The organism is Spirosoma flavum (genome assembly GCF_042686045.1).
Taxonomy (GTDB): domain Bacteria; phylum Bacteroidota; class Bacteroidia; order Cytophagales; family Spirosomataceae; genus Spirosoma; species Spirosoma flavum.
Genome location: NZ_JBHUOM010000002.1, coordinates 348,153 through 371,804, shown reverse-complemented (window position 1 = coordinate 371,804; position 23,652 = coordinate 348,153). Strand labels below are relative to the sequence as shown.

19 protein-coding genes are annotated in these 23,652 nt (G+C 46.1%); 14 read left to right on the top strand and 5 right to left on the bottom strand.

Annotation, left to right across the window (positions count from 1 at the left end; translation table 11 throughout):
* The first annotated feature begins 46 nt into the window (after positions 1–46).
* The 11 genes from ACFS25_RS07055 to ACFS25_RS07005 all read left to right on the top strand — a co-directional run bounded on the left by ACFS25_RS07055 (position 47) and on the right by ACFS25_RS07005 (position 13,841).
* A complete protein-coding gene (locus tag ACFS25_RS07055; protein WP_381497977.1) occupies positions 47–1,336 on the top strand; it encodes a Gfo/Idh/MocA family protein in 1,290 nt (429 codons plus the stop codon).
* 38 nt (positions 1,337–1,374) lie between these two features.
* Positions 1,375–1,797: a tRNA (adenosine(37)-N6)-threonylcarbamoyltransferase complex ATPase subunit type 1 TsaE gene (tsaE, locus tag ACFS25_RS07050; protein WP_381497975.1), complete on the top strand. Its 423-nt coding sequence runs from the start codon at positions 1,375–1,377 to the stop codon at positions 1,795–1,797.
* Between the two features lie 72 nt (positions 1,798–1,869).
* A complete protein-coding gene (locus tag ACFS25_RS07045; protein WP_381497972.1) occupies positions 1,870–3,081 on the top strand; it encodes an alanine dehydrogenase in 1,212 nt (403 codons plus the stop codon).
* Positions 3,082–3,171: 90 nt separating this feature from the next.
* Positions 3,172–3,576, top strand: a complete 405-nt coding sequence (locus tag ACFS25_RS07040) for a hypothetical protein (RefSeq protein ID WP_381497971.1) — start codon at positions 3,172–3,174, stop codon at positions 3,574–3,576.
* 473 nt (positions 3,577–4,049) lie between these two features.
* Positions 4,050–6,050, top strand: a complete 2,001-nt coding sequence (gene gyrB, locus ACFS25_RS07035; protein WP_381497969.1) for a DNA topoisomerase (ATP-hydrolyzing) subunit B — start codon at positions 4,050–4,052, stop codon at positions 6,048–6,050.
* A gap of 69 nt (positions 6,051–6,119) precedes the next feature.
* Positions 6,120–8,486, top strand: a complete 2,367-nt coding sequence (gene ppk1, locus ACFS25_RS07030) for a polyphosphate kinase 1 (protein WP_381497967.1) — start codon at positions 6,120–6,122, stop codon at positions 8,484–8,486.
* A gap of 18 nt (positions 8,487–8,504) precedes the next feature.
* Complete coding sequence (locus ACFS25_RS07025) at positions 8,505–8,666, top strand: hypothetical protein (RefSeq protein WP_381497966.1); 162 nt, start codon at positions 8,505–8,507, stop codon at positions 8,664–8,666.
* A gap of 147 nt (positions 8,667–8,813) precedes the next feature.
* Positions 8,814–10,055: a NupC/NupG family nucleoside CNT transporter gene (locus tag ACFS25_RS07020; protein ID WP_381497964.1), complete on the top strand. Its 1,242-nt coding sequence runs from the start codon at positions 8,814–8,816 to the stop codon at positions 10,053–10,055.
* A 377-nt stretch (positions 10,056–10,432) separates the two neighbouring features.
* The gene (locus ACFS25_RS07015) at positions 10,433–11,359 is read left to right on the top strand and encodes an alpha/beta fold hydrolase (RefSeq protein ID WP_381497962.1); all 927 of its coding nucleotides are present in this window, start codon (positions 10,433–10,435) and stop codon (positions 11,357–11,359) included.
* A 209-nt stretch (positions 11,360–11,568) separates the two neighbouring features.
* Positions 11,569–13,275 carry a fatty acid--CoA ligase gene (locus ACFS25_RS07010; RefSeq protein WP_381497960.1) on the top strand — a complete coding sequence of 569 codons (1,707 nt, stop codon included), beginning with the start codon at positions 11,569–11,571 and terminating at the stop codon, positions 13,273–13,275.
* 74 nt (positions 13,276–13,349) lie between these two features.
* Positions 13,350–13,841, top strand: coding sequence for a metallophosphoesterase family protein (locus ACFS25_RS07005; RefSeq protein ID WP_381497958.1), 492 nt, complete (start codon positions 13,350–13,352; stop codon positions 13,839–13,841).
* 52 nt (positions 13,842–13,893) lie between these two features.
* Here ACFS25_RS07005 and ftsH read toward each other — a convergent pair whose 3' ends face one another.
* Positions 13,894–15,924, bottom strand: coding sequence for an ATP-dependent zinc metalloprotease FtsH (gene ftsH, locus ACFS25_RS07000; RefSeq protein ID WP_381497956.1), 2,031 nt, complete (start codon positions 15,922–15,924; stop codon positions 13,894–13,896).
* 156 nt (positions 15,925–16,080) lie between these two features.
* Positions 16,081–16,476 (bottom strand): ribosome silencing factor, encoded by a 396-nt coding sequence (gene rsfS / locus ACFS25_RS06995; RefSeq protein WP_381497953.1) that lies wholly within the window; start codon positions 16,474–16,476, stop codon positions 16,081–16,083.
* Between the two features lie 114 nt (positions 16,477–16,590).
* On the opposite strand from rsfS, the gene ACFS25_RS06990 reads away from it, so the two are divergent.
* Positions 16,591–17,358, top strand: a complete 768-nt coding sequence (locus tag ACFS25_RS06990; protein WP_381497951.1) for a biotin--[acetyl-CoA-carboxylase] ligase — start codon at positions 16,591–16,593, stop codon at positions 17,356–17,358.
* 41 nt (positions 17,359–17,399) lie between these two features.
* Here ACFS25_RS06990 and pafA read toward each other — a convergent pair whose 3' ends face one another.
* A complete protein-coding gene (gene pafA / locus ACFS25_RS06985; protein WP_381497949.1) occupies positions 17,400–19,076 on the bottom strand; it encodes an alkaline phosphatase PafA in 1,677 nt (558 codons plus the stop codon).
* A 206-nt stretch (positions 19,077–19,282) separates the two neighbouring features.
* On the opposite strand from pafA, the gene ACFS25_RS06980 reads away from it, so the two are divergent.
* Positions 19,283–20,074, top strand: a complete 792-nt coding sequence (locus tag ACFS25_RS06980; RefSeq protein ID WP_381497946.1) for a sterol desaturase family protein — start codon at positions 19,283–19,285, stop codon at positions 20,072–20,074.
* A gap of 48 nt (positions 20,075–20,122) precedes the next feature.
* On the opposite strand, the gene ACFS25_RS06975 is transcribed toward ACFS25_RS06980, so the two are convergent.
* Positions 20,123–21,097: a polyprenyl synthetase family protein gene (locus ACFS25_RS06975; protein WP_381497943.1), complete on the bottom strand. Its 975-nt coding sequence runs from the start codon at positions 21,095–21,097 to the stop codon at positions 20,123–20,125.
* Positions 21,098–21,377: 280 nt separating this feature from the next.
* On the opposite strand from ACFS25_RS06975, the gene ACFS25_RS06970 reads away from it, so the two are divergent.
* Positions 21,378–22,373 (top strand): patatin-like phospholipase family protein, encoded by a 996-nt coding sequence (locus ACFS25_RS06970; protein ID WP_381497941.1) that lies wholly within the window; start codon positions 21,378–21,380, stop codon positions 22,371–22,373.
* A gap of 10 nt (positions 22,374–22,383) precedes the next feature.
* Here ACFS25_RS06970 and ACFS25_RS06965 read toward each other — a convergent pair whose 3' ends face one another.
* Entirely contained in the window at positions 22,384–23,643 is a 1,260-nt protein-coding gene (locus ACFS25_RS06965; protein ID WP_381497938.1) for a ComEC/Rec2 family competence protein, read from the bottom strand.
* Between the last annotated feature and the right edge of the window lie 9 nt (positions 23,644–23,652).

Below are 23,652 nucleotides of genomic sequence, written 5' to 3'. Positions count from 1 at the left end.
ATAGCTTACTCATTACCCACTTTTTGTTTTTCAACTCTGTAGGCTCATGTTTAAACCAATTGTTGCAGCCAACCGCCGGACGTTTCTAAAACAAGCCATAGGCTTATCGGTCTTCTCTATTGTTCCGCGTCACGTGCTGGGTCGCGGCTTTCTGGCCCCCAGCGACCAGATTGCCGTGGGATTTATTGGTCTTGGGAAGCAGAGTGTTGGTTTGCGGGGACAATTTCTAAAAAACGATGCTCGTATTACTGCTGTCTGCGATGTTGACCAGTCTAAAGTAGCCACGTTCGCTGATGCTGTAAATACATATTATGCCGACAAAGCTACTAAAGCATCGTATAGCGGTTGCTTGCGCTACGACGACTATCGAACCTTGTTGAGTAACAAAGGTATTGATGCCGTCGTCATTGCCACCCCCGACCACTGGCACAGCCCCATTGCTATCCAGGCGGCTAAAGCCGGAAAAGATATTTACTGCGAGAAACCCCTGTCACTCACCATTCAGGAAGGTCGCGATATGGTGAAGGCCACACGTAAATACAAGCGCGTGTTTCAGACCGGCAGTATGCAGCGGTCATGGAAAGAGTTTCGGCAGGCCGTTGAGTTGGTTCGCAATGGCTACATAGGTCAGATAAAAATGGTGAATGTCAATGTTGGCGGGCCTCCTCATACGTTCGATTTAACCGCCGAAACGGTTCGTTCCGGCCTAAACTGGGATGCCTGGCTCGGACCCAACACCATTGAACGGCCTTACAACATCGCGCTGAACCCTACCCTAAACGATGCGTTCTGGGGTAAGTGGCGCGACATTCGAGACTTCGGCGGGGGCGGCATGACGGATTGGGGTGCGCACATGTTCGACATTGCCCAGTGGGGGTTAGACATGGACAATTCCGGTCCGACAGAAGCGATACCCGGCAAAGAGGGCAAGGGCTTAGTCTATCGCTATGCCAACGGTATAGAAATGCACCACAACCCCATTGATGGCCCTCAATTCTGCCAATTTATCGGTACCGAAGGTGAAGTGACTGTAAGCCGGGGAAATTTAACGACCACGCCCGAAACATTGAAGGACAAGGTTATTGGCGAAGGTGAAAAACGTGTTTATCTCAGTGATAATCATTACAAAGATTTCCTAGATGCTATCAAAAGCCGGAAAAACCCAATCTGCGATGTAGAAGTAGGGCACCGAACGGCTTCGGTTTGCACGCTTGGCAATATTGCTTATCAACTCGGTCGTCCACTCCGCTGGAATCCGGCTACAGAACAATTTCAGGGAGATGCCGAAGCAAACCGGCTACTAAGTCGCCCCATGCGAACTAAGTGGACCGCTTAAAAATCTATATCTTTGCGGGAGTTTTTAAAAAACCGCTCATGATCCTGCACCTTGACCATATTGACGAACTCGACACCGTAGCCCATCGGTTGCTGGCTGAAGGGCGCAATCAGTCGGTGTGGCTATTTGAGGGCGAAATGGGTGCAGGTAAAACGACACTCATTAAGGCTATTTGCCGGATGTTGGGCGTAGTGAGTATGGTACAAAGTCCAACGTTTTCGATTGTGAATGAATACACCACACACGAAGGTCATTCAGTTTATCACTTCGATTGTTATCGACTTCGCAACGAAGCCGAAGCGCTGGATATTGGCATTGAAGAGTATATGGATTCAGATAATTACTGCTTTATTGAATGGCCGGAGCGTATCTCGTCGCTGTGGCCTGCCACGTATTATCAAATTCACATTTCGGTAGATTCAGTTGGTCGCCGAGCCATTGAAACTAAGGTAATTGGATAGTTTACAGCAGTTGGTTCCCTGTTATTAGGGCATTTATTAACCAACTATTGTAAACCGTAAAAAAATAGAAAAGTGACTGGATTTGAGGAATTGGCCAAGCAAACGGCCCTGTACCCGAAGGAATCTCCGCTGGCGGTAAAGACCAGCCGGAACAGCCTACTCATTGGCCTTCCGAAAGAGGTATCTCTTCAGGAAAACCGCATTGCGCTCACGCCCGAAGCGGTGGCTATTCTGGTGAGGAACGGCCATAATGTTATTGTTGAAAAGGGGGCGGGCGAGAAGGCTAAATTCTCTGATACCGAATACAGCGAGGCAGGAGCGCAGATTGCCCAGTCGCCCAAAGAAGTCTATGAGGCCAATCTAATCCTGAAAGTCGAGCCGCTTGTCGATGCGGAATTTGAGTATGTACAATCGGGAAGCACGGTTATTTCGGCGTTGAATTTACCCGCTCATGACCGGACTTACTTCGAGAAAATCAACAGCAAGAATCTAACCTCATTTGGGTACGAATATATTGAAGATCAGGGTGGTAACCTTCCCGTAATACGTTCTATGAGCGAAATTGCGGGGAGTGCCGTTATGCTCATCGCGGGGGAATATTTGAGTAATGCTGATAATGGGCGGGGTATTATTCTGGGAGGCATCACGGGCGTTCCACCAACGAAAGTTGTTATGCTCGGTGCCGGAACGGTTACCGAATATGCCGTTCGCACAGCCCTCGGTATGGGAGCTGATGTAAAAGTATTTGACAAGCATCTGTACAAACTTCAGCGGCTTAAATACGCAGTTGGGCAACACGTTTATACGTCTATTATCGACTCAGATACCCTTGCGGAAGCCATTCAGCGGGCCGATGTGGTTATTGGAGCCATGCGGGCCGAGGATGGGCTTAGCCCTATAGTCGTAACCGAAGAAATGATTGGGCGCATGAAACCAGATTCGGTTATCATCGACGTGTCGATTGATCAGGGAGGAAACTTCGAGACGTCCCACATGACAACCCATAAACAGCCCACGTTTAAGCACATGGGGGTCATTCACTACTGCGTACCAAACATTGCCGCCCGCGTAGCCTACACGGCCAGCATGGCCCTGAGTAATATATTTCTTCCTTTTTTACTCGAAACCGGCACTACCGGTGGTATTGAACAGATGATGTATGCGAACCGTTGGTTTATGAAAGGTGTTTATACTCACAAGGGAACGCTTACCAATGCCTACATCGCACGCAAGTTCAATATGCGTTTCAAAGATTTAGACCTCTTGCTGGCCGCCCGGTTCTAATGTAACGTGGTATTGGTTTCTTGGAACCAATGCATCTATTCAAAACTAATGTCGGTTTTAAGGAACCGTCACCACAAGGATCATTCAACCATGATTAATCATAGCAACGAAAATACGCTACTTGACGACGCCAATTCTTACGATGTCAACCGAGAATTAATGGGTACTATTTCGTCTGATTTTGTGAAGGTGGCCGATCAATTAAAAGATGCTTCTTATCAAATCAGGAAACGTGGATTTTCGGAATATCCCGTCTTTGTAGCGTCACGCCGTGACGTTCCCGTAGGGCAACTGCTAATTGCAGTTAACGATATGGACAATCTGTGGAATTATAAAGCATCGTTTGTTGATGAGTTTATTCAACGCGAGTTAATCGGCCCTGACTCAGTCGATTTGTGGAAAGAGAACTACAAAAAGCCCGATGAATATTGCTGCCTGTTCGTTGTACATGGCGATTTTGCGGGCTTTGTTTACATTCCGTATCCAGAAGATTAATGACTTTTTTTTGTGCGTTAGTATAAAGCCGGATCAAAACGATTCGGCTTTATTTTTTATGATCAGTTTTACAAAACGAAGCAAAAAACGCTCGTCGGCACGTAGGGTAAACCCGTTTAGGATACCTATGGCAAATCAGGTCAAATTACCCTCGTCAGCTAGTCCTCTCAATGATACTTTTTCGAGAAATGGCCTATCTGAAGAAAGGCGTTAAAAATTCACCTTTTTCCTATCCTTTACGCGAGGATTTAATGGCGGAGAAATAAGCATAAAAAGGGGTCAAAGCGAACAAAAAGCCCTTATCTATCCAGTGGCTTGATGATTAATTTATTTTTTCGTATATTAAGCTAATCTCAGCAAATAGCGGTAGGAAAAGACCAATTATTTTTGTATTTTTACAATCTGATAGATCCACATAATCTAGCTTTTTCTGGACCCAAAACAACAAATTTTTGACACGCTCCCATTCTGATATGACCAACGAACTAATTGAAGCAGATGCTCCTGTTGAAACCGCGTTAAGCAACTATGGTGCCGATAACATCCAGGTGTTAGAAGGCTTGGAAGCCGTTCGCAAACGTCCATCCATGTACATCGGCGACGTAGGTACACGTGGTCTCCACCACCTTATTTGGGAGGTTGTGGATAATTCCATTGATGAAGCGCTTGCTGGCTTCTGCGACAAAATTAGCGTAACGATTAATCCTGATAATTCAATAACTGTGCAGGATAACGGCCGGGGTATCCCGACTGGCATCAATACCAAAATGGGTGTTTCTGCCCTTCAGGTAGTTATGACCGTACTGCACGCTGGTGGTAAATTCGATAAAGACAATTATAAAGTTTCTGGTGGGCTACACGGCGTAGGCGTCTCTTGCGTTAATGCGCTTTCAACCGATTTACGCGTAGAAGTCCGTCGGGAAGGTCAGATTTTCGAACAGGAATATAAAATAGGTTATCCCCAATACCCTGTCCGCCTAATTGGTGAGACTGAAGAGTCTGGTACGACCGTACACTTTAAGCCTGATGCCAGCATTTTTAACGAAACGGTTTATAAATACGATACCGTGGCAGGCCGTCTGCGCGAGCTAGCCTATTTGAACAAAGGCATCCACGTTTTCCTGAAAGATCTGCGTGAGCTGGACGAAAACGGGCAGCCACTACGTGAGGACGATTTCTTCTCGGAAGGTGGTCTGGTTGAATTCGTTCAATATCTGGATCAAACCCGCCCGGCGCTCGACGGTATGAAGCCGGTTTATATGGAGAGTACCAAAGGGTCAACTCCTGTGCAGGTCGCGTTGGTTTACAACTATGAGGCTGGTGAAAACGTCCTGTCGTACGTTAACAACATCAACACCCACGAGGGTGGTACACACGTGCAGGGTTTCCGCTCTGCCCTAACGCGAGTACTGAAAAATTATGCCGACAAGAATCCCGGTGTACTGCCAAAGAATTCGGGTAAGGTAACGTTCAGTGGTGAGGATTTCCGGAAGGGCCTAACCGCCGTTATTTCGGTAAAGGTTCAGGAACCTCAGTTTGAAGGACAGACTAAAACCAAACTAGGCAACCAGGATGTGGTGAGTGCGGTGAGCCAGGCAATGGCCGACCTTCTTGAAACATGGCTGGAAGAAAACCCGAATACGGCGAAGGGCATCGTTAAAAAAGTGCTGGTGTCAGCTCAGGCGCGGATTGCCGCCGATCTGGCCTACAAGCGCATCATGACCGAACGCAAGGATTTTATGGGTGGCATGGGTCTGCCCGGTAAACTTGCTGACTGCTCCGATACCGATCCAGAAAAATGTGAATTGTACCTCGTGGAAGGCGACTCAGCCGGTGGAACAGCCAAGCAGGGCCGTAACCGGGCATTTCAGGCCATTTTACCCTTACGTGGTAAGATCCTGAATGTAGAGAAGGCTATGGAGCACAGGATTTACGAAAACGAAGAAATAAAAAATATCTGGACGGCTCTGGGTATACGGCTCGAAAAGAAGGATGATGAGACTGTGATGAACCTGGACAAACTCCGGTATCACAAGATTATCATCATGACCGATGCCGACGTAGATGGTAGTCACATCCGTACGTTGATTTTGACGCTGTTCTATCGCAATATGAAGGCGCTGATCGACAATGGCTACATCTACATTGCTCAGCCTCCTCTCTACCTTGTTAAAAAGGGCAAAGAAGAGCGGTATTGCTGGACGGAAGCACAACGCGAAGCTGCTGTGAGAGAATTGGCGGGTAGCGGTCGTGAAGAAAACGTGGGTGTTCAACGGTACAAGGGTTTAGGTGAAATGAACGCCGAACAGCTCTGGAGCACCACGATGAACCCCGATACCCGAACATTGAAAATCGTAACAGTTGAGTCAGCTGCCGATGCTGATCACGTCTTTTCTACCCTGATGGGTGATGAAGTCGCCCCCAGACGTGAGTTCATCGAACGAAACGCCAAGTATGCCCGAGTGGATGTTTAACTGAATGATAACATAAAGCGGGCTTCTTTAGTCCGCTTTTTTGTTGTACTTCAAAGCTTTGAAATAAGTATGCGTTATTCCCTCAACTCTAACCGCACGATATTGGGCAACCTGGTTTCCCGTTTTACACACCGACAGGCCAACGCGCCTGCTCAGGGAACAGATAAAATGGCAAAAGTTAGCGAAAAAGTTAGCAGCGTCATTGATCAGAGCGATTATTTAAGCCGCGATTTGAGCTGGCTCAAATTCAATGAGCGCGTTCTGGATCAGGCCCGTACGGCGCAACCTCCGCTGGGAGACCGTACACTCATGGAACGGCTAAAGTTTCTGGCTATTTCGGCCTCCAATATGGACGAGTTTTTTATGATTCGTGTGGGTAGTTTGTATAACTATCTGGACTATCATAAACAGCGGGTAGATTACTCGGGGCTACGCGAAGTACCGTTTCGCAAGGCGTTGTACACGGCAGCGCATCAGTTTTTTCAGGACCAACAGACTGTCTTTTCCGAACAGTTACTCCCAATTTTTGCCGAAAATGGGCTCGAACTGGTTACGTACGAAAATCTGACTCTCGACGAGCAGGAAGAGGCTACCAATTACTTCGACCGGGCCATCTATCCAACGCTGACCCCAATGTTGTATGATTACACGCATACCTTTCCGGTTTTATTGGCTAAAGTGCTCATCTTCGGGGTTGTCACGCAAAATACGGATGGAACTGAACTGGTAAGTTTACGCTCGGAAGACGAAGACGACCGTCAGCGCCTTTCGTTTGTTCAGATTCCAGCTAACCTTCCCCGGTTCATAACGTTCGAGCGCGAGGACATAATGGTTTTTATTTCCATTGAAGAAATTGTCCGCCAGAACATCAAGAAGCTTTACAGAAATGTCGAAATTCTGGCGGTAAATCTATTTCGTATCACGCGTAATGGCGACTTCACGCTCGATGAGAACGACGACGACGAAGTAGACTTTATTGATGAGGTTAGGCAAAAAATCAAGAATCGACGATTGGGCCGCGTTACCCGTGTCGAAATTGAAACTGAAAACAGTGGGGCAGATAGTCAATCTAAAGTGAGTTCGCCTTGGATGCTGAATCTGCTTAAGAAACGCTGGGAAATTGATGATTTAAATATATTTGAATCGCACACACTGCTCGACTTTTCGGCCTTGTGGCAAATTATTGGCAATCCAGAGTTTAAGGATGACATGCCCCTACCCCATGCGCCAGTTCCTCCGCTGGGATTAGGCCGTGATAAAACCGACGACATTTTTGAGCTTATTAAGCAACGTGATTTATTGTTGCACCATCCGTACAACAATTTTGAACCTGTACTTCAGTTACTCGAACAAGCAGCCGAAGATCCTAATGTGCTGGCGATCAAGATTACTGTATATCGACTGGCCAAGCGATCTCGTATCACAGAAGCGCTGTTAAAAGCCGCGGAGAATGGCAAGCACGTATCCGTATTGTTCGAAGTAAAAGCACGTTTTGACGAAGAAAACAATATTCGGGAAGCGCAGCGATTACAAAAAGCAGGGTGCTTTGTTATCTACGGCATCAGCCGTTTTAAAACGCACACAAAGCTACTGCTAGTGGTACGCAATGAAGGCAGCCGCGTTGTACGATATGCCCACATGGCTACGGGTAACTACAATGAAGATACCTCTAAACTGTACACCGATATTGGCCTGCTGACAACAAATGAGACGTATACGCACGACATCTCTGAGTTTTTCAATGTCATTACAGGTCACTCGATACCCAATGAATATCAGTACCTCATTACGGCTCCGCGCGACATGCGGGAACAGTTGCTTCGCCTGATCCGTTTGGAGGCCGACAATGCCCAACGTGGTCTATTGAGCGGCATTTGCATCAAGGTCAACTCTCTGGAAGACAAGCAGGTGATTGATGAGTTATACAAGGCATCGCAGGCTGGCGTACCAATTCGGTTAATTGTGCGCAGTATTTGCTGTTTGCGTCCCCACCGGGCTGGTTTGAGCGAAAACATTACCGTGCGATCTATTGTCGGCGATTTTCTGGAACACACCCGCATTTATTACTTCCATAACAATGGCGACCCGAAAGTATACGGTGGCAGCGCAGACGTAATGGTGCGTAGTTTCGATCGTCGTATTGAGTCATTGTTCATTCTGGCAGATCATCGCGTGAAACAACAGGCTATTTTGATCCTAAAAGATAACCTGCTTGATAACGTCAATGCCTATGAATTGAAGGAAGACGGTAATTTCGAAAAATGCGAGGTACCAACCGGCGATAAGCCGTTTAACATACACCAACGATTCTTTGAAGTGACGGAGAAGGAAGCAATGGATGCCCGGCTATTCGACCCCGAAATTAAATCGGCAGAAGTAGCCCAGATTGAAGAAGAGTACCAGGAAGGTGCCGAGCGAGCTATCGCTAATATCTAGGCACTAGTGGATAACTGGATGGCAAATGGTTGTCGATTGGGCTGGTTAATTGATCTACCTAACCAGTCAACGTATATCTACCGACCCATTCTGGCATTACAAGAGGTTACTGGCTTTGGTCAATTGTCGGGTGAAGATGTCTTGCCCGGTTTTGTACTTGATCTGACTACGCTCATTTAAACAGGTTTCTCAACAAGCTAACAGGCTGAATAAGCGAATATAATTCGTCTATTCAGCCTGTTTTCGTTTTCCTCTCTTTCCATTGGGTTCGTTCCATCTCTACTTTTTGTATATTCGCCGACCTAACTGTAATTGTATCATCCCTGAATGGAGCGTTTTACTGGACTAATTGGCATCGTTTTAATTCTGGGTATCGCCTATGCCCTCTCTGACAATCGTAAAGCAATTAATTATCGTACTGTTGGCGTAGGGCTTGCTCTTCAGCTTGGCCTGGCGGTATTTGTCTTAAAAACAGACTTCGGAAGAAACCTTTTTCAGGGACTTGGTTATTACGTTGACCGGTTGCTGCAAAAGGCCAACAAAGGTGCCGAGTTCGTCTTTTCATCGCTCGTCAAACCCGATGTTCTTAGTAAAGCCTTCGGTCCTGAGAACAACTTTATCTTCTTCTTTAAAGTCATTCCGACGATCATTTTCGTGGCCGTATTGGTCAATATTTTTTACCACTTGGGTATTATGCAGCGGGTGGTAGCTGTAATGGCAAAGGCAATGAAGTGGCTTATGGGCGTGAGTGGAGCCGAAGCTCTCTCAAACGTAGCGAGTACATTTGTGGGGCAAGTTGAAGCACAGATCATGATTAAGCCGTATCTCAACGGCATGACCAACTCCGAACTACTTTCCAGTATGACCGGCTCGTTTGCCTGCATAGCCGGGGGCGTTTTAGCTGTGTATATTTCCCTTGGCGTACCAGCTCCTTATTTACTGGCAGCCAGTATCATGGCCGCGCCGGGTGCATTGGTTATCAGCAAGATCGTAATGCCCGAGACGCAGATTTCCGAAACACAGGGAACCGTCAAGGTAGAGATTAAAAAAATATATGCTAACCTGTTAGATGCTATTGCAGCGGGGGCCAGCGAAGGGCTGAAAGTGGGCTTCAATGTGATTGCCATGCTAATCGGTTTCATTGCGTTGATTGCTCTGGTCGATAGTCTTATGTTTCGAGTAGGCTTCTACATCTTCAACGTAGATTACCTGAGCCTCAATTTTATTCTGGGCAAATTCTTCTCTCTCTTTGCCTGGGCAATGGGTGTACCAAGTAAAGACATACAGGCAGCGGGTTCATTAATGGGCACTAAAATGGTCGTTAATGAGTTTGTGGCCTACTTAGAACTGGTAAAAATCAAGCAAACACTTGACCCTAAAACAATCGCTATTGTCAGCTTCGCGCTCTGTGGCTTCGCCAATTTTAGCTCCATTGCTATTCAAGTTGGTGGTATTGGCGAATTAGCTCCCAAACGCCGAAGCGATCTGGCCCGAATCGGATTCAAAGCACTGATTTGCGGCACGCTGGCCAGCTATATGTCGGCGACTCTTGCCGGATTACTGCTGTAATTATTACAGTTTATATAGTGCGTCGAAAAGCCTGATAGGGTTAATCAGCTATTCAGCCGCCGTGTGGTCGTTTCCAGGTCGGAAGTCCGCTTTAGAACCGTTTTGTTTGCCAAAAACATAGCCTTCATTGCATCGCACACTCCTTTAGGCAGTTTAGGTAAAAACGAACTGATCAAACCTTACTTTTATTCGTGTGGACTAACTACTATACACGAAGTGGTTTGACAACAAAAAACATTACATCCCTAATGGAGTTGATTTGATTGTCCTCGCTCGATAGCATGGTCGCTGAGGGCAGTTTTAAGTTGCTTTGCGGCAGGCTATTCACGTAGACTGAAACCCGGTGAACAACGATTAAAACTCAACTACCTACAACTATGAATTATGTCCGGCGCGGGACTGGTAAACCACTGTTACTGATTCACGGTATTGGAAGCAGTCACCGGTCATGGGATCGGATAATTGACGGATTAGCCGCTGAGCGCGATGTCATTGCTGTGGATTTACCCGGTTTTGGCGACACACCACCGCTGACGGGTGAGGTATCTATCGGTACCCTGTCCGATGCCATAACTGACTTTTTGGCAGAGAATAATCTCATAGGTGTCGATGCTGTGGGTAGTTCAATGGGGGCACGACTGGTACTTGAACTTGCCCGGCGGGGCGGTATACTCGGTGCAGTCGTATCGCTTGATCCGGGTGGTTTCTGGCAGGGTTGGGAAATTCCTTTTTTCTATCATTCTGTTCGCTTATCGGCTCAGTTGGTCAAACAGCTACAACCCGTATTACCCACACTAACTAATAATCCAGTTAGTCGAACATTACTATTTGCTCAATTTTCGGCTCGTCCCTGGAAAATTCCGGCTCAAGTAGCTTTAAACGAGTTACGGACGTTTATTCCCACTCCCACCTTTAGCGAATTGCTGACAAATCTGGCTTATGGCGAAAAGCAACAAGGCGCTCCGGCTGGCTCTATTCAACTGCCATTGGTTATTGGTTGGGGTCGTCAGGACCTGGTTTGCCTACCTAGCCAGTCGAAACTCGCGTTAAGATTATTCCCGGATGCTCATCTGCATTGGTTTTCACATTCCGGCCATTTCCCCCAACTTGACGTTCCTGAAGAGGCAACACAATTAATTCTGGACGTGACTGACGGAACGTATCAGCCTCAGACCGATCAATCACATGAGCAAGACACACAACCGAAAACAACGCAGTCCGACAGCATACTGATTGGGGTAAGTGCTGCTATCGTTCTAGGAGTGGGTTTATTTTTAGCTTTTCGCCCGGTTGAACAACGATAAAATAGACTTTATAAAATACCAACTCAGATAATAATAAAGCCAGCTTGTGTCTTTTACGCTAAAACTGACACAGCACTGACGTTTACTCAAAAGTCCAACTTCCTATTTTTCGGAAGTCGGACTTTTTTTATTACCTACTATTTTTTCTTTCCATTATTCAATTCTACCTTCGATTTATCTGTATTTTCAGTAAATACCGTTAGGTAATTATGATTCCGACAAAACTCATTCCCCGTACCGCTGAGGCACATGAGCCACCTTTGCTCATAAAAAATCTGCTAGCGCAGTCGCTCAGATACGAACCTCAACGTGAAATTGTTTACCGGGATTTATTTCGGATAAACTACATCCAATTTAATCAACGTGTTCGGCAATTAGCTAACGTATTGGCTGAATTAGATGTTAAACCGGGCGATACAGTTGCAGTGTTAGACTGGGATAGCCATCGTTATCTCGAATGTTTTCTTGGCGTTACTAGTGTGGGTGCCATCTTACACACGGTCAACGTCCGGCTACCACCCGCTCAAGTTCAGTATACCATAAATCACGCTAAGGATAAGGTTATACTAATTCATGAAGATTTTCTGCCCATTCTAACGGCTATTAAAGGAGAGCTTACAACTGTTGAGAAATATGTCGTTCTGAGTGATAAAGTTTATACTGGTACGGCCAGGATTAACACACTTGATGAGATACCAAACGGCTTCTCCGGCGAATATGAAGCCTTATTGAGCAAAGCATCTGACCAGTACGAATTCCCGGACTTCGACGAAAATACTTGGGCTACAACCTTTTACACTACTGGTACAACAGGTAGTCCAAAGGGTGTTTATTTTTCACATCGGCAGTTATTCATGCACACAATGGGTCTCTTGACGTACATCATCGGCTACGAAGCGATGCCATTCAAAGGATCCACGGATGTGTATATGCCCATAACGCCCATGTTTCACGTACATGCCTGGGGCTTTCCGTTTCTGGCAACGATGATGTCGGCCAAGCAAGTTTATCCGGGTCGCTACGAACCTGAATTGCTGCTTAAATTGCTTATCACAGAGGGAGTTACCCTGTCGCATTGTGTACCAACGATTCTTAATATGCTCGTCAGCAATCCGGCCGCTCAGAAATTTCGCCAGAACCTTAGTCGCTGGAAAGTGTTGATTGGCGGCTCAGCCCTTACCAAAGGCTTAGCCAAAGCAGCTACAGAGCTGGGCATCACTGTTATGTCGGGGTACGGTATGTCCGAAACAGCCCCGATTCTGGCTGTTGGGTACCTTAATGAACAAGAAAAAACGCTCTCACCAGAAGAGCAAATCGAACTTCGTACACGAGCTGGCCGGATTGCGCCTTTCGTCGAAATGCGATTGATGGACGACAACGGTCAATTTGTTCCGCATGACGGACATTCCTTAGGCGAGATTGTAGCTCGTGGTCCGTGGCTCACGCAAGGATATTATGAAGATTCCGAACGGGGAGCTGAGCTCTGGAAAGGTGGCTGGCTTCATACGGGAGATGTGGCCAGCATTACGCCTGACAATTGGGTTATCATTGCTGATCGTACCAAAGACGTTATTAAAACTGGGGGAGAATGGGTGTCGTCGCTGGATATGGAGGATGTATTGTCGCAGGTCGAAGGAGTGGCTGAGTCAGCCGTTATTGGTCTACCCGACGACCGTTGGGGAGAACGTCCGCATGCACTCATTATACTAAAACCAGGTTATTCGTTAACTGCCGAAGGTATAAAAGCGTATTTACAGGCAAAAATAGAGCGAGGTGAATTACATAAATGGTACGTACCCGACCGGATTATATTCGTGTCGGACATTCCAAAAACAAGCGTTGGTAAAATTGATAAAAAGAAGATTCGCAGCGAGATGAAAGAATTAATTTTGGGTTCATCAACCACGATCTCTTAAACGCGGAGTTCGGTGAATAGAGAGGAATTCCTCAGTATTGACTGAAATCTGCGCCTTATGTGTTTGCTATTATTATGATTCGAATTGGCCTTTTATCCGATACGCATAGCTACCTGGACCCACAAATTTTCACTCAGTTCGATACGTGTGATGAAATATGGCATGCAGGCGATGTAGGAGCCCTCGTTGTGGACGAGCAGCTACGAAATTTTCGCCCATTACGAATCGTATGTGGCAATATTGACCGAGAGACTAGCGATCTACCTTCCAATCAACGTTTTACACTCGAAGGATTGGATATCTGGATGACGCATATCGGCGGAACGCCACCTAAGTATAATCCTACAACCCGGCCAGTCTTAAAAGCTGATTCACCCGATTTATTTGTCTGCGGCCATTCTCATATTCTTAAAGTCATGCGAGATCCGGCCATGAATAATCTATTATTTATTAATCCTGGTGCGGCTGGAAAAACAGGTTTCCACGTTATGCGAACTGCCATCCGCTTCTCGCTCGATATGGGTCGAGTTCTGGATATGCAGGTGATTGAGCTAGGAAAAAAATAACATAAAAAAGGCGTCCTGTTCAGGACGCCTTTTTTGTCAACAATAATTCATATTATATAGGTAGCGATTCTGGTTCGGTTTCAGCAGGTTTGGCCTCTCTACCGATTTCTTCCTTAATTTCCTCAGCTACACCTCTGTTTTTGTAAGCCTCATAAACGGTCTCACGCTCAAAGGGACGTTTACCAATTAGGCGTACCAAATCATTTTGATACAGGATTTCTTTTGACAATAATTCCTTAGCCAAAATTTCCAATGCATCGCGGTGATCAGTCAAAAGTCCTTTTGTCCGATCATAAGCCAGGCTGACAATCTTACGAACTTCTTCATCAATATGCTTAGCCGTTTCTTCCGAATAAGGCTTACTGAAGTTATAATCAGATTGCTTCGAGTCGTAGAATGATACGTTACCAATCTTATCGTTCATGCCGTACATGGTTACCATGCTATATGCCAGCTTGGTAATACGCTCTAAATCGCTCAGAGCACCGGTTGATACTTTACCAAAGATCAGATCTTCCGCAACTCGGCCACCTAATGACATGCACATTTCGTCCATGAGTTGTTCCGTGCGATACAGATACTGCTCACGTGGCAAATACTGTGCATAACCAAGAGCAGCAACACCACGAGGCACAATGGTTACTTTCACGAGCGGATCAGCATACTCAAGGAACCATCCTGCCACGGCATGACCTGCTTCATGATATGCTACAATTTCTTTTTCTTCCGGCGAGATAATTTTGTTTTTCTTCTCCAGACCACCAATAACGCGATCCATTGCGTCCTGAAAGTCTTTCATGTCAACGGCTTCCTTATCGCTACGAGCGGCAATCAACGCTGCTTCGTTACAAACGTTAGCTATTTCAGCCCCGGCAAAACCTGGTGTTTGAGCAGCCAGCTGTTTTGGATCAACATCAGTCGACAATTTAATCGGCTTCAAATGCACCCGGAAGATTGCTTCCCGACCAATAATATCTGGTTTGTCAATGCTGATCTGGCGGTCAAAACGACCAGGTCGTTGCAACGCTGGATCAAGCACATCGGGCCGGTTGGTAGCTGCCAAAATAATGATACCTGAATCGGTGGCGAAACCATCCATTTCAACCAGCAATGAGTTCAATGTATTCTCGCGTTCGTCATTGGCACCAGGCATAGAACCCCGTCCCCGTGACCGACCAACAGCATCAATTTCATCAATGAAAATGATACAGGGAGCTTTCTCCTTTGCTTGCTTAAAGAGGTCACGTACACGAGCGGCACCTACCCCAACAAACATTTCAACGAAATCTGACCCCGATAGTGAGAAGAATGGAACACCCGCTTCACCTGCTACAGCTTTCGCCAATAGGGTTTTACCGGTACCCGGAGGGCCAATCAGCAAAGCGCCTTTCGGGATCTTCGCTCCAAGCTTTGTAAACTTGGTTGGATTTTTCAGGTAATCAACGATTTCCTTAATCTCCTCCTTTGCTTCGTCCAGGCCGGCAACATCATTGAAGGTGATTTTTACTTTACTATCGGCATCAAATAAAGCTGCTTTTGATTTACCAATATTAAAGATTTGACCACCTGGACCACCAGCCCCTGACATGCGACCGAGTAGAAAGTACATCGCCAAAATCATCACAATAAGGAAGCCCCATGTGCTGATAATACTGCCAAAGTCACTGCGCTGTTCAAATCGATAATCGATTTTTTCGTTGTCAGGAAGTCCTTGCTGAATTGCGTCTAAATCTTTCTTAAATGTTTCCCCAGAAGCTATCTGAAACTGGAAATGCGGACCTTGACTAGTGCCAAAATACGGTTTTTCAGCAAACAAGTTGCGATATTTAGGGCTTTGTGCGGCTTGTTGCGTCAGAGTTACTTCAGCAATTTTGTCATTAACGACTATTGCTTCCGCCACCTCGTGATCTTTTACCATACGCTCAAACCGCTTTTGCGAAATTTCGCGCGTAGCTGAGCTTCTGTTGAAGAATGTTATGCCAAGAATGGCGGCAATCAGCAAAGCAACAATCCAGCCCTGAAAATTGGGTTTACGCGGCCCACCACGGGGTGCTAACGGATTTCTATTATTATTTTCTGCCATTTCCTCAGGTTGTACTAACGGATTTCAAGGGTAACACCGATTCACGAATGATTGTTTCTATCGTGAATCGGTTAGGACAGACGGTTTGTCAGCCCCACAAACGGCCCAATTCAATGGTTGATTTTTACCAATTGGACCAATAACAGTACTTCCTTCTTAAGATGCGACCACCATATCATCATCTTTAATAGCCCGGATCTCGGCATCACCCCAAAGTTGTTCAAGATCATAAAACGAGCGCCGGTCTTTTTTGAAAACGTGGACGACGACATCGACGTAATCCAACAAAATCCATTCTCGGTTCAGTTTTCCTTCCTTGTGCCAGGGGTCTTGCTTGCTGGCTTTATAAACTTCGTCTTCAACGGAAGTCGATATAGCGTCAATCTGCGTGTCAGAGTTACCCGAACAAAGAACAAAATAATCGCAGATGGCATTTTTGACGTTGCGCAGGTCCATTACAACGATTTCCTGTGCTTTCTTCTCCTGCATTCCCCGAACTACAAAATCACGTATTTGGTCGGCGGTAAACTCACTATTTTTATTAATTCTCATGCTTTCGTTTTAACATTGCACGATAAGCCAATCAGCGGGTACGTTATCTATTGGACACATAAACGTCCATAGCACCATTCATCAACTCTCTATACTACTAAACTATACAATATTTTGTACAAAATCTATCCCAAAACGCTTTTTATTGGACAAATAATCCAATATCTGCCAAGCTGTCAGTCAACTAACGACGAAGCGTCTACTTTGATTGCTCAAACCGACCCTAACGAAGGACTACTTGTCATAACGGATAATCAAACAGCCGGTCGGGGGCAGCGTGGCAATCAATGGGAAGCCAACCCAGGACAAAACCTGACTTTTTCGCTGATTTTGAAGCCATCTTTCTTAACAGCAACAGAGCAGTTCTGGCTCAACATGGCCATTTCGCTGGGTATTTACGATGCACTTCAACCCCTCGTTGGCGAGCCACTACGCATTAAATGGCCTAACGATATATATATTAACGATCAAAAGCTAGGCGGAATTTTAATTGAGAATACTCTTCATGGCTATGGTATTGCCTGGTCGGTGATCGGTATGGGACTAAACGTGAACCAAACAGAATTTGGCTATTCTACTGCTACCTCTTTACAAAATGAAGTGCCCTTACCCAACGCTTACGATCTACCCGGCCTGCTTAGCCGCCTTTGCGAAACCTTAGAACAACGTTATTTACAGTTACTCTCGGGTCAGCGCGATACCCTAAAAAATAATTACCTACAGATTCTGTACCGCTCTAAGGAAGAACATAATTTCGAAAGTGAAGGTCAGCCTTTTCTAGGCACTATTACTGGCATAGATACCAACGGTCGTTTGGCCATCAGCGTTGATGGGCAGGAGCGCTACTTCGGATTTAAAGAAGTTACTTTCGGTAATGAGTGAATCAGCAGATGAAATATTGACCTCTCTGGCAATCCTGCCACTCATTTAGCAATTGCTTCCTCCAACGGGTTACCAATACAGCCACTGGGTTCCAGAAGTCCAAGAAGGGCCGTAATAGTCGGGGCAATATCATGAATGTGCGTTCGACGAAAAGTCTGACCCGGAACAATGCCCCATCCATAAAGTAAAAACGGCACGTGAGTATCGTAGGCGTATGTTGTTCCGTGCGTTGTCCCTTTGTTTCGACCTTCAAGCCAACCGGGTTGTTGCATTACATAGAAATCACCACTACGGTTTGGGTGATACACATTGCGGAACAAGTTCTCCTGCAATAATGGCAGAGCCTCAGCACCGAGATTATGCAGGTTAACGACATTGACTACCGCTTTCTGTTTAAGCAATACAGCCCGCAGCATCTCATATACGTCCTGCATAGCTATTTTCTTTTCTGTCAGCAACGTGTGATTGAGGTAAATCTGCTGGTTGAAGTACGAGAGCATCCACTGCCCCGGCCCGTACGCTTTTTCAAGTGCGGCTTTTACGGCTTCACCAATCTCGCCATATCCTCGTACTCCGGCTGGAATCCGATTCTGCTGCAGGAAGCCAGGTGCATCGACAACGCCGTGATCTGCCGATAAAAATGCTACCCATTGACCTTTACCAACTGTAGCATCTAACTCATTCAGTAAGTCAGCCAGTTGTCGGTCAAGCCGGATATATTGATCTTCTGTTTCAATAGCGTGCGTACCAAAAGCATGACCAATATAATCTGGCGATGAAAAGCTAACACAAAGCATATCGGTTACGTCATGCTGCCCTAGTTGTTCACCTTTGAGAGCTGCCAGGGCAAATTCTTTAGTAATCTGGTCACCATAGGGACTAGTGCGAAGCGGCTCATATTTGCTTCCGCCAGCCTGAATAGCAAACGTATGGGGAAAAATAGACTTAGTTTCACCCGCTAACACCGATTCATAAGGCTCATCATCAATAGTACTTTCAGTGTATTGATTCATAGCCAGAGTAGGTTCCCATTTCTGGTTAATAAACTGCTCCGGCAATTTGCGGGCGTTAAAGGTCTGTACCCACTGCGGCAGCTCATTTTGATAGAACGTGCTACTGATAAAATTGCCATCTTTCGAATCGAACCAATAGGCGGCATTGGCAGCATGACCAGCGGGCAAAATGGCCCCACGATCTTTCAGGGCTATTCCAATAACTTTAGCCCGACCATCGGTAGCGAGTTTGAGTTGATCACCAATAGTTGTCACGAGCAGATTCCGGGGTGACATTTTACCGGCAATTCCTGTATTGCCGACGGTATTGACGGTTGTATCTTCGGCGCAGTACATCAGCCGGCCAAGATTTCGTTCGTAGAAATCATTACCAACAATGCCATTCAACGCCGGAGCAGAACCTGTGTAAATGGCTGCGTGACCCGGTCCGGTATACGTAGCTGCGTAATGATAATGGTTGTTCCGGGCATTGAAGCCGCCGTCCATCATGCGCCGAAATCCGCCAGAACCATATTTATCATAGTAACGGTACAAGTAATCGTAGCGCATCTGATCAATCACAATCCCAACAACGAGTTTTGGCCTCGCCAGCATTTTGCGGGCAGAACTATTGATTTTGGCCGTTGTAGCCGACGTTTTTTTAGGTTGGGCGAAGGCCGCTGTGGTGAGTACCGACACCAGTAAAACGGAGAAAATCAGGCGCATAATGCCGGTTATATTGAATAATTGGGTGACTGCGACAAATGTACAAACAAATTAATGGGCTAACGAACGAACAAAATGAAGGGTTTGTGAAGCCTTTCCAATGAAACTCGGAACATCTACTGGTGATATTGAGAATCGAAGCACTATTTTTCAACATTGTTGTATGGATTTGGTTGAATCAATAGCGAATTATGTTATCGCATCGTATGATTCAAATTACCAGCCCGGCCACGCTCGGGTTAACGGCCTTAATTCTTTTTATCGCTATTTTTGGGCGATATGTCCTGTTCTCGCTGACGTTCTGGTGGCTGTTTAAAGTCTCACTGAAAGAACAATTCGCGCATCGAGCCGTACAAACGCGTCCCAGAAAAGCTGGTCAGGATTGGCGCGAAATTGGCTGGTCGATGGTTACGTCCCTGATTTTTACGGGTATTGCGATAGGCATCATTTTGGCCTATCAGAGGGGTTACACAAAGGTCTACACGGATATTACGAGCTACCCATTACTTTGGTATCCGGCCAGTATTGTGCTGGTGCTATTTATTCACGAGACTTATTATTACTGGCTTCATCGCTGGATGCACTGGCCGGGTGTATACAAATGGGTACATAAAACGCACCACGACAGTATTACGACCTCACCCTGGACATCGTTCTCATTTCACCCTATTGAGAGCACCTTACAAGCCATTATCATTCCTGCTTTAACATTTGTATTACCGCTGCATATCTCAGCGGTGGGCCTGATTTTGTTAATCATGACGTTGTCAAGCGCCATCAATCACCTGAATACGGAGATTTATCCACATAATTTTGATCGGCACTGGCTGGGGAGCCGGTTAATTGGTGCGACACATCACAGCCTTCACCATACGCAGTTTCGGTTTAACTACGGCTTGTATTTCACGTTCTGGGACAAGTGGATGAATACTGAAAGCCCGGATTTTCACCGGTTATTTTCAAAGAAAACCCAAAAGGAAACACAGCCTGTAGAATGATGGGTGGAAGATTTCATTACCTACTTACCTATCTCTCCTAGTACAAACTTATTTGCTTCGGTCGATCGTGTATTGTACAAGCTGGTGCAAGGATTGCCGATAGGGCGAGTCGGGGAAGGCGTTCAGTAATACCTGCGCTTCGGCAACATACTGATTCATGGCTTCTGTTGCGTATTCAATACCGCCCGAATTTTTGACGAATGCTATTACTTCATTGACCTTTTGGGGCTTCTCACTTTCGTTTTTGATGATATTAATGATCCGCCTTTTCTCAAGAAAACCGGTTTTATTAAGAGCATAAATGAGGGGTAGCGTCATCTTTTTCTCCTTAATATCAATGCCCAGCGGCTTGCCTATTTCGGCGATTCCGTAGTCGAACAGGTCATCTTTGATTTGAAAGGCAATACCAACTTTCTCGCCAAAGGCATGTGCTTTATCGACGACCTCCTTTTCAGCTTCTACCGAACGCGCTCCAGCCGCACAACAAGCAGCAATGAGCGATGCTGTCTTCTGACGGATAATTTCATAATATACATCCTCGGTAATATCTAACCGACGGGCTTTCTCAATCTGAAGCAATTCGCCTTCACTCAATTCGCGGACGGCTGTCGAAACAATCCGGAGCAAGTCGAAATCACCGTTATCAACTGAAAGCAACAGTCCGCGTGAGAGTAGGTAATCGCCCACCAGCACGGCGACTTTATTTTTCCAGAGCGCGTTGATAGAGAAGAAACCACGCCGGTAGTTGGATTCATCGACCACGTCGTCGTGAACAAGAGTGGCTGTGTGTAACAATTCAATTAACGACGCGCCCCGGTACGTGGCTTCAGTAATGGGACCACAAACACCCGCCATGAGAAACACAAACATCGGACGTAATTGCTTGCCTTTCCGCTTCACGATATAATTCATGATTTGGTCGAGCAGCATAACATCGCTTTTCATCTGCCCCTTAAATTTCTGCTCAAACAATTGCATTTCGGCAGCAATCGGGGCTTGTATGTCGGCGACGGTAAGAGGCATTATTTCAGTTATCAGTGAGCAGTAATCAGTTAACAGCAGTTAATAAGGGTAAGTAACGATCGACTAGTGAAACGATGCAACACTTGTTTTTCGGTAAGTATTTCCTGATAGCTGTTTTTTCAGCAAGTATAGTAAGGAAAGTGCAGACGCCGAAAAAGCCGTTTAGAAAACCAGGTCTCCTTTTCATAACTATCCCCATACCAATTCGTTTTGTTTATTGATTGAAAAGTCTCAACTTACCGGGCTCATGTACTAGTAATACCACCTACCGTAGGTTTATATGATTGACAATCCGACCCCACCCCTTCCACATCCAAGTGCCATTTTACCTACGGGCAAATCTCCCCTGCGCGCTCTTGTGCTGGGCGGAGGATCATTGAAAGGAGCGTTTCAAGTAGGGGCTGTTATGGCTTTGTTTGAGTCGGGTTTCGTGCCCGACCAACTCTACGGCATTTCGGTTGGAAGTCTAAATGCCACGTTTATTGCCAACGAGGCAGCGCGTCAGCAAGCCGAAAACGGTCGGGTAGACTGGGAGAAAGTTGGCAAATATTTAATTGAGTTCTGGATTCGGAATATTACAAAACCCACCGATGTAGCCGTAATTCGGTCACGTTTTCGCATGGGTTACAATACAATTATGAGCCGGTTTGATGGTTTGTTAGACAATTCGCCCATCCAGAACCTAATTCGTAACAATGTTGATGTGGAAGCCCTTAAGACCGGACCGGTAAAATTAAAAGTCGGAGCCGTAGATATTATTGAAGGTGATATGCGCTATGCTGACGTCCATGACCCTCACTTTCTGGATTATGTATATGCCAGCAGTTCATTGCCATTTCTAATGCCCGCCGTGCAAATCGGGGGCGATCACCGGCGAGCCTTCTTAGACGGTGGCCTGCGTGAAGTAGCTCCGCTGCGGGTAGCTATTGAAGATGGAGCTACCGAGATTGCCTGTGTGGCGTGTCATGCTAAAAAGATTTATAACGAACAGTTCAATTACCGAAACCTGTTAAATCTAATGGATCGGGTTAAAGACATCACAGTCAATCAGTTAGTAAACAATGACATTGCCTGGGCCGAACGTTTTGCCGATCGTGAAAACCTCGACGGACGAAGCCTTAAACTGACTATAATCCGTCCTACTGAACCACTCCATCTCAATTTAATGAAGTTCACCTCCGATGATATCAGTCGGATGATTGTTCAAGGATACCAGGCCGGAACGGATATGCTGAAAATGAATCGTCTAAACGGCAACGCTACAGTTTCACCGTAACTATATAGTTCTATTGAGCCTGATAAGGCCCATGTATTGCCTTCACGCTAAATAACTCATCGTTATCGTCTAAAACCAGTACGCGATACGATTTTCCGCCATTCTCAACTCGTACGACAACATGACCTGACTGGCTTTTTAGCCGAGGCAGCAAGTCACCAATAGCTAATTTAGACTCTTCAAGTAGGTTAGTAGCAAAGACATCGCGCTCGCCGGTATATGTCTTTTCAGAAAAGATACGTTCGAGTACATCACGCCCTGGGTGCGAGGATGCCCAGGCCGGAATCACGAAGACGCGCGGCCGCAAGCTCGCTAGAAGTGCGCCATTTTGCGAATCTGCATAACCATGATGATCAAGCAATTGGACATCTACTGGCCCAACTACCTTCGCTAATGGAGTTTCAACATCATGCCAGACAGGTGATCCAAACTGAAGTACTCCCTGAATATCGCCCCCCGAAAAGTAATCAAAGTTACCGTAACGAATTTGGAGCGCGATGCTACACATGTTTTCGTTAGGGTACTCTGTAGCGGGTAAGGAAGTTAGGTCGGGAAAAAGGGGTCGGGTTTTGCTTCCATCGCCCGTCCAGATTTGACCATTAACCGCTAGATTTCTGACTTCAAACGGATATTTTTTGCGGAGTTCAGGCTGCTTAACTGAAGCAATTTGGTCATTTCGTCCAGCCTGAAATTGCTCTACAATCAATCCTTTATGGTTGATTTGCCAATCCAGAAACCGATGATAATTGACTACCATCGAATCACTGGCAAATGACCGTGGATAGGCGTAATCTGGCCATCCACGATCTATTACCTTACGAATAGGAATGTGTTCACCTACCTCTGTAATCCCCGTTAGTACATATCCCCCTGCCCCTCGCTTGATTACGTTTAGCGGTGAACCCATATGATCATCATGAAAATGCGTAATGATGGCGTAATTGATGACCGGATCAGCTTGAAACCGTAACGCATTGCGCACATAACGAGCAATCCATTCGCCTGCCTGTCGGTCATTACCAGGCTTGACTGGGATATTTCGTGGCTTATTCGTTCGCCAGTCAATCGTATTAATCGCCCCGGCGTCAATTAACAGGTTTGTACCATCTGGAAAAACGATAAAGGTAGCATTACCCTGACCCGTATTAATATGGTGAATATCAAGTTGACCAGTCTGCCAAACGGCCAGCGGTTTCCCTATTTGCTGTGCTACCGTAGCAATGGACAACAATAGTTCTGCGCCGAGAACTAATAGCCGGGAAAATTTCATGCAAAAACA

Bases quoted from the DNA above. Each gene is read 5' to 3' on its own strand.
- ACFS25_RS07055 (WP_381497977.1), top strand. From the start codon at position 47: ATGTTTAAACCAATTGTTGCAGCCAACCGCCGGACGTTTCTAAAACAA.
- tsaE (WP_381497975.1), top strand. From the start codon at position 1,375: ATGATCCTGCACCTTGACCATATTGACGAACTCGACACCGTAGCCCAT.
- ACFS25_RS07040 (WP_381497971.1), top strand. From the start codon at position 3,172: ATGATTAATCATAGCAACGAAAATACGCTACTTGACGACGCCAATTCT.
- gyrB (WP_381497969.1), top strand. From the start codon at position 4,050: ATGACCAACGAACTAATTGAAGCAGATGCTCCTGTTGAAACCGCGTTA.
- ppk1 (WP_381497967.1), top strand. From the start codon at position 6,120: ATGCGTTATTCCCTCAACTCTAACCGCACGATATTGGGCAACCTGGTT.
- ACFS25_RS07025 (WP_381497966.1), top strand. From the start codon at position 8,505: ATGGCAAATGGTTGTCGATTGGGCTGGTTAATTGATCTACCTAACCAG.
- ACFS25_RS07020 (WP_381497964.1), top strand. From the start codon at position 8,814: ATGGAGCGTTTTACTGGACTAATTGGCATCGTTTTAATTCTGGGTATC.
- ACFS25_RS07015 (WP_381497962.1), top strand. From the start codon at position 10,433: ATGAATTATGTCCGGCGCGGGACTGGTAAACCACTGTTACTGATTCAC.
- ACFS25_RS07010 (WP_381497960.1), top strand. From the start codon at position 11,569: ATGATTCCGACAAAACTCATTCCCCGTACCGCTGAGGCACATGAGCCA.
- ACFS25_RS07005 (WP_381497958.1), top strand. From the start codon at position 13,350: ATGATTCGAATTGGCCTTTTATCCGATACGCATAGCTACCTGGACCCA.
- ftsH (WP_381497956.1), bottom strand. From the start codon at position 15,924: ATGGCAGAAAATAATAATAGAAATCCGTTAGCACCCCGTGGTGGGCCG.
- rsfS (WP_381497953.1), bottom strand. From the start codon at position 16,476: ATGAGAATTAATAAAAATAGTGAGTTTACCGCCGACCAAATACGTGAT.
- pafA (WP_381497949.1), bottom strand. From the start codon at position 19,076: ATGCGCCTGATTTTCTCCGTTTTACTGGTGTCGGTACTCACCACAGCG.
- ACFS25_RS06980 (WP_381497946.1), top strand. From the start codon at position 19,283: ATGATTCAAATTACCAGCCCGGCCACGCTCGGGTTAACGGCCTTAATT.
- ACFS25_RS06975 (WP_381497943.1), bottom strand. From the start codon at position 21,097: ATGCCTCTTACCGTCGCCGACATACAAGCCCCGATTGCTGCCGAAATG.
- ACFS25_RS06970 (WP_381497941.1), top strand. From the start codon at position 21,378: ATGATTGACAATCCGACCCCACCCCTTCCACATCCAAGTGCCATTTTA.
- ACFS25_RS06965 (WP_381497938.1), bottom strand. From the start codon at position 23,643: ATGAAATTTTCCCGGCTATTAGTTCTCGGCGCAGAACTATTGTTGTCC.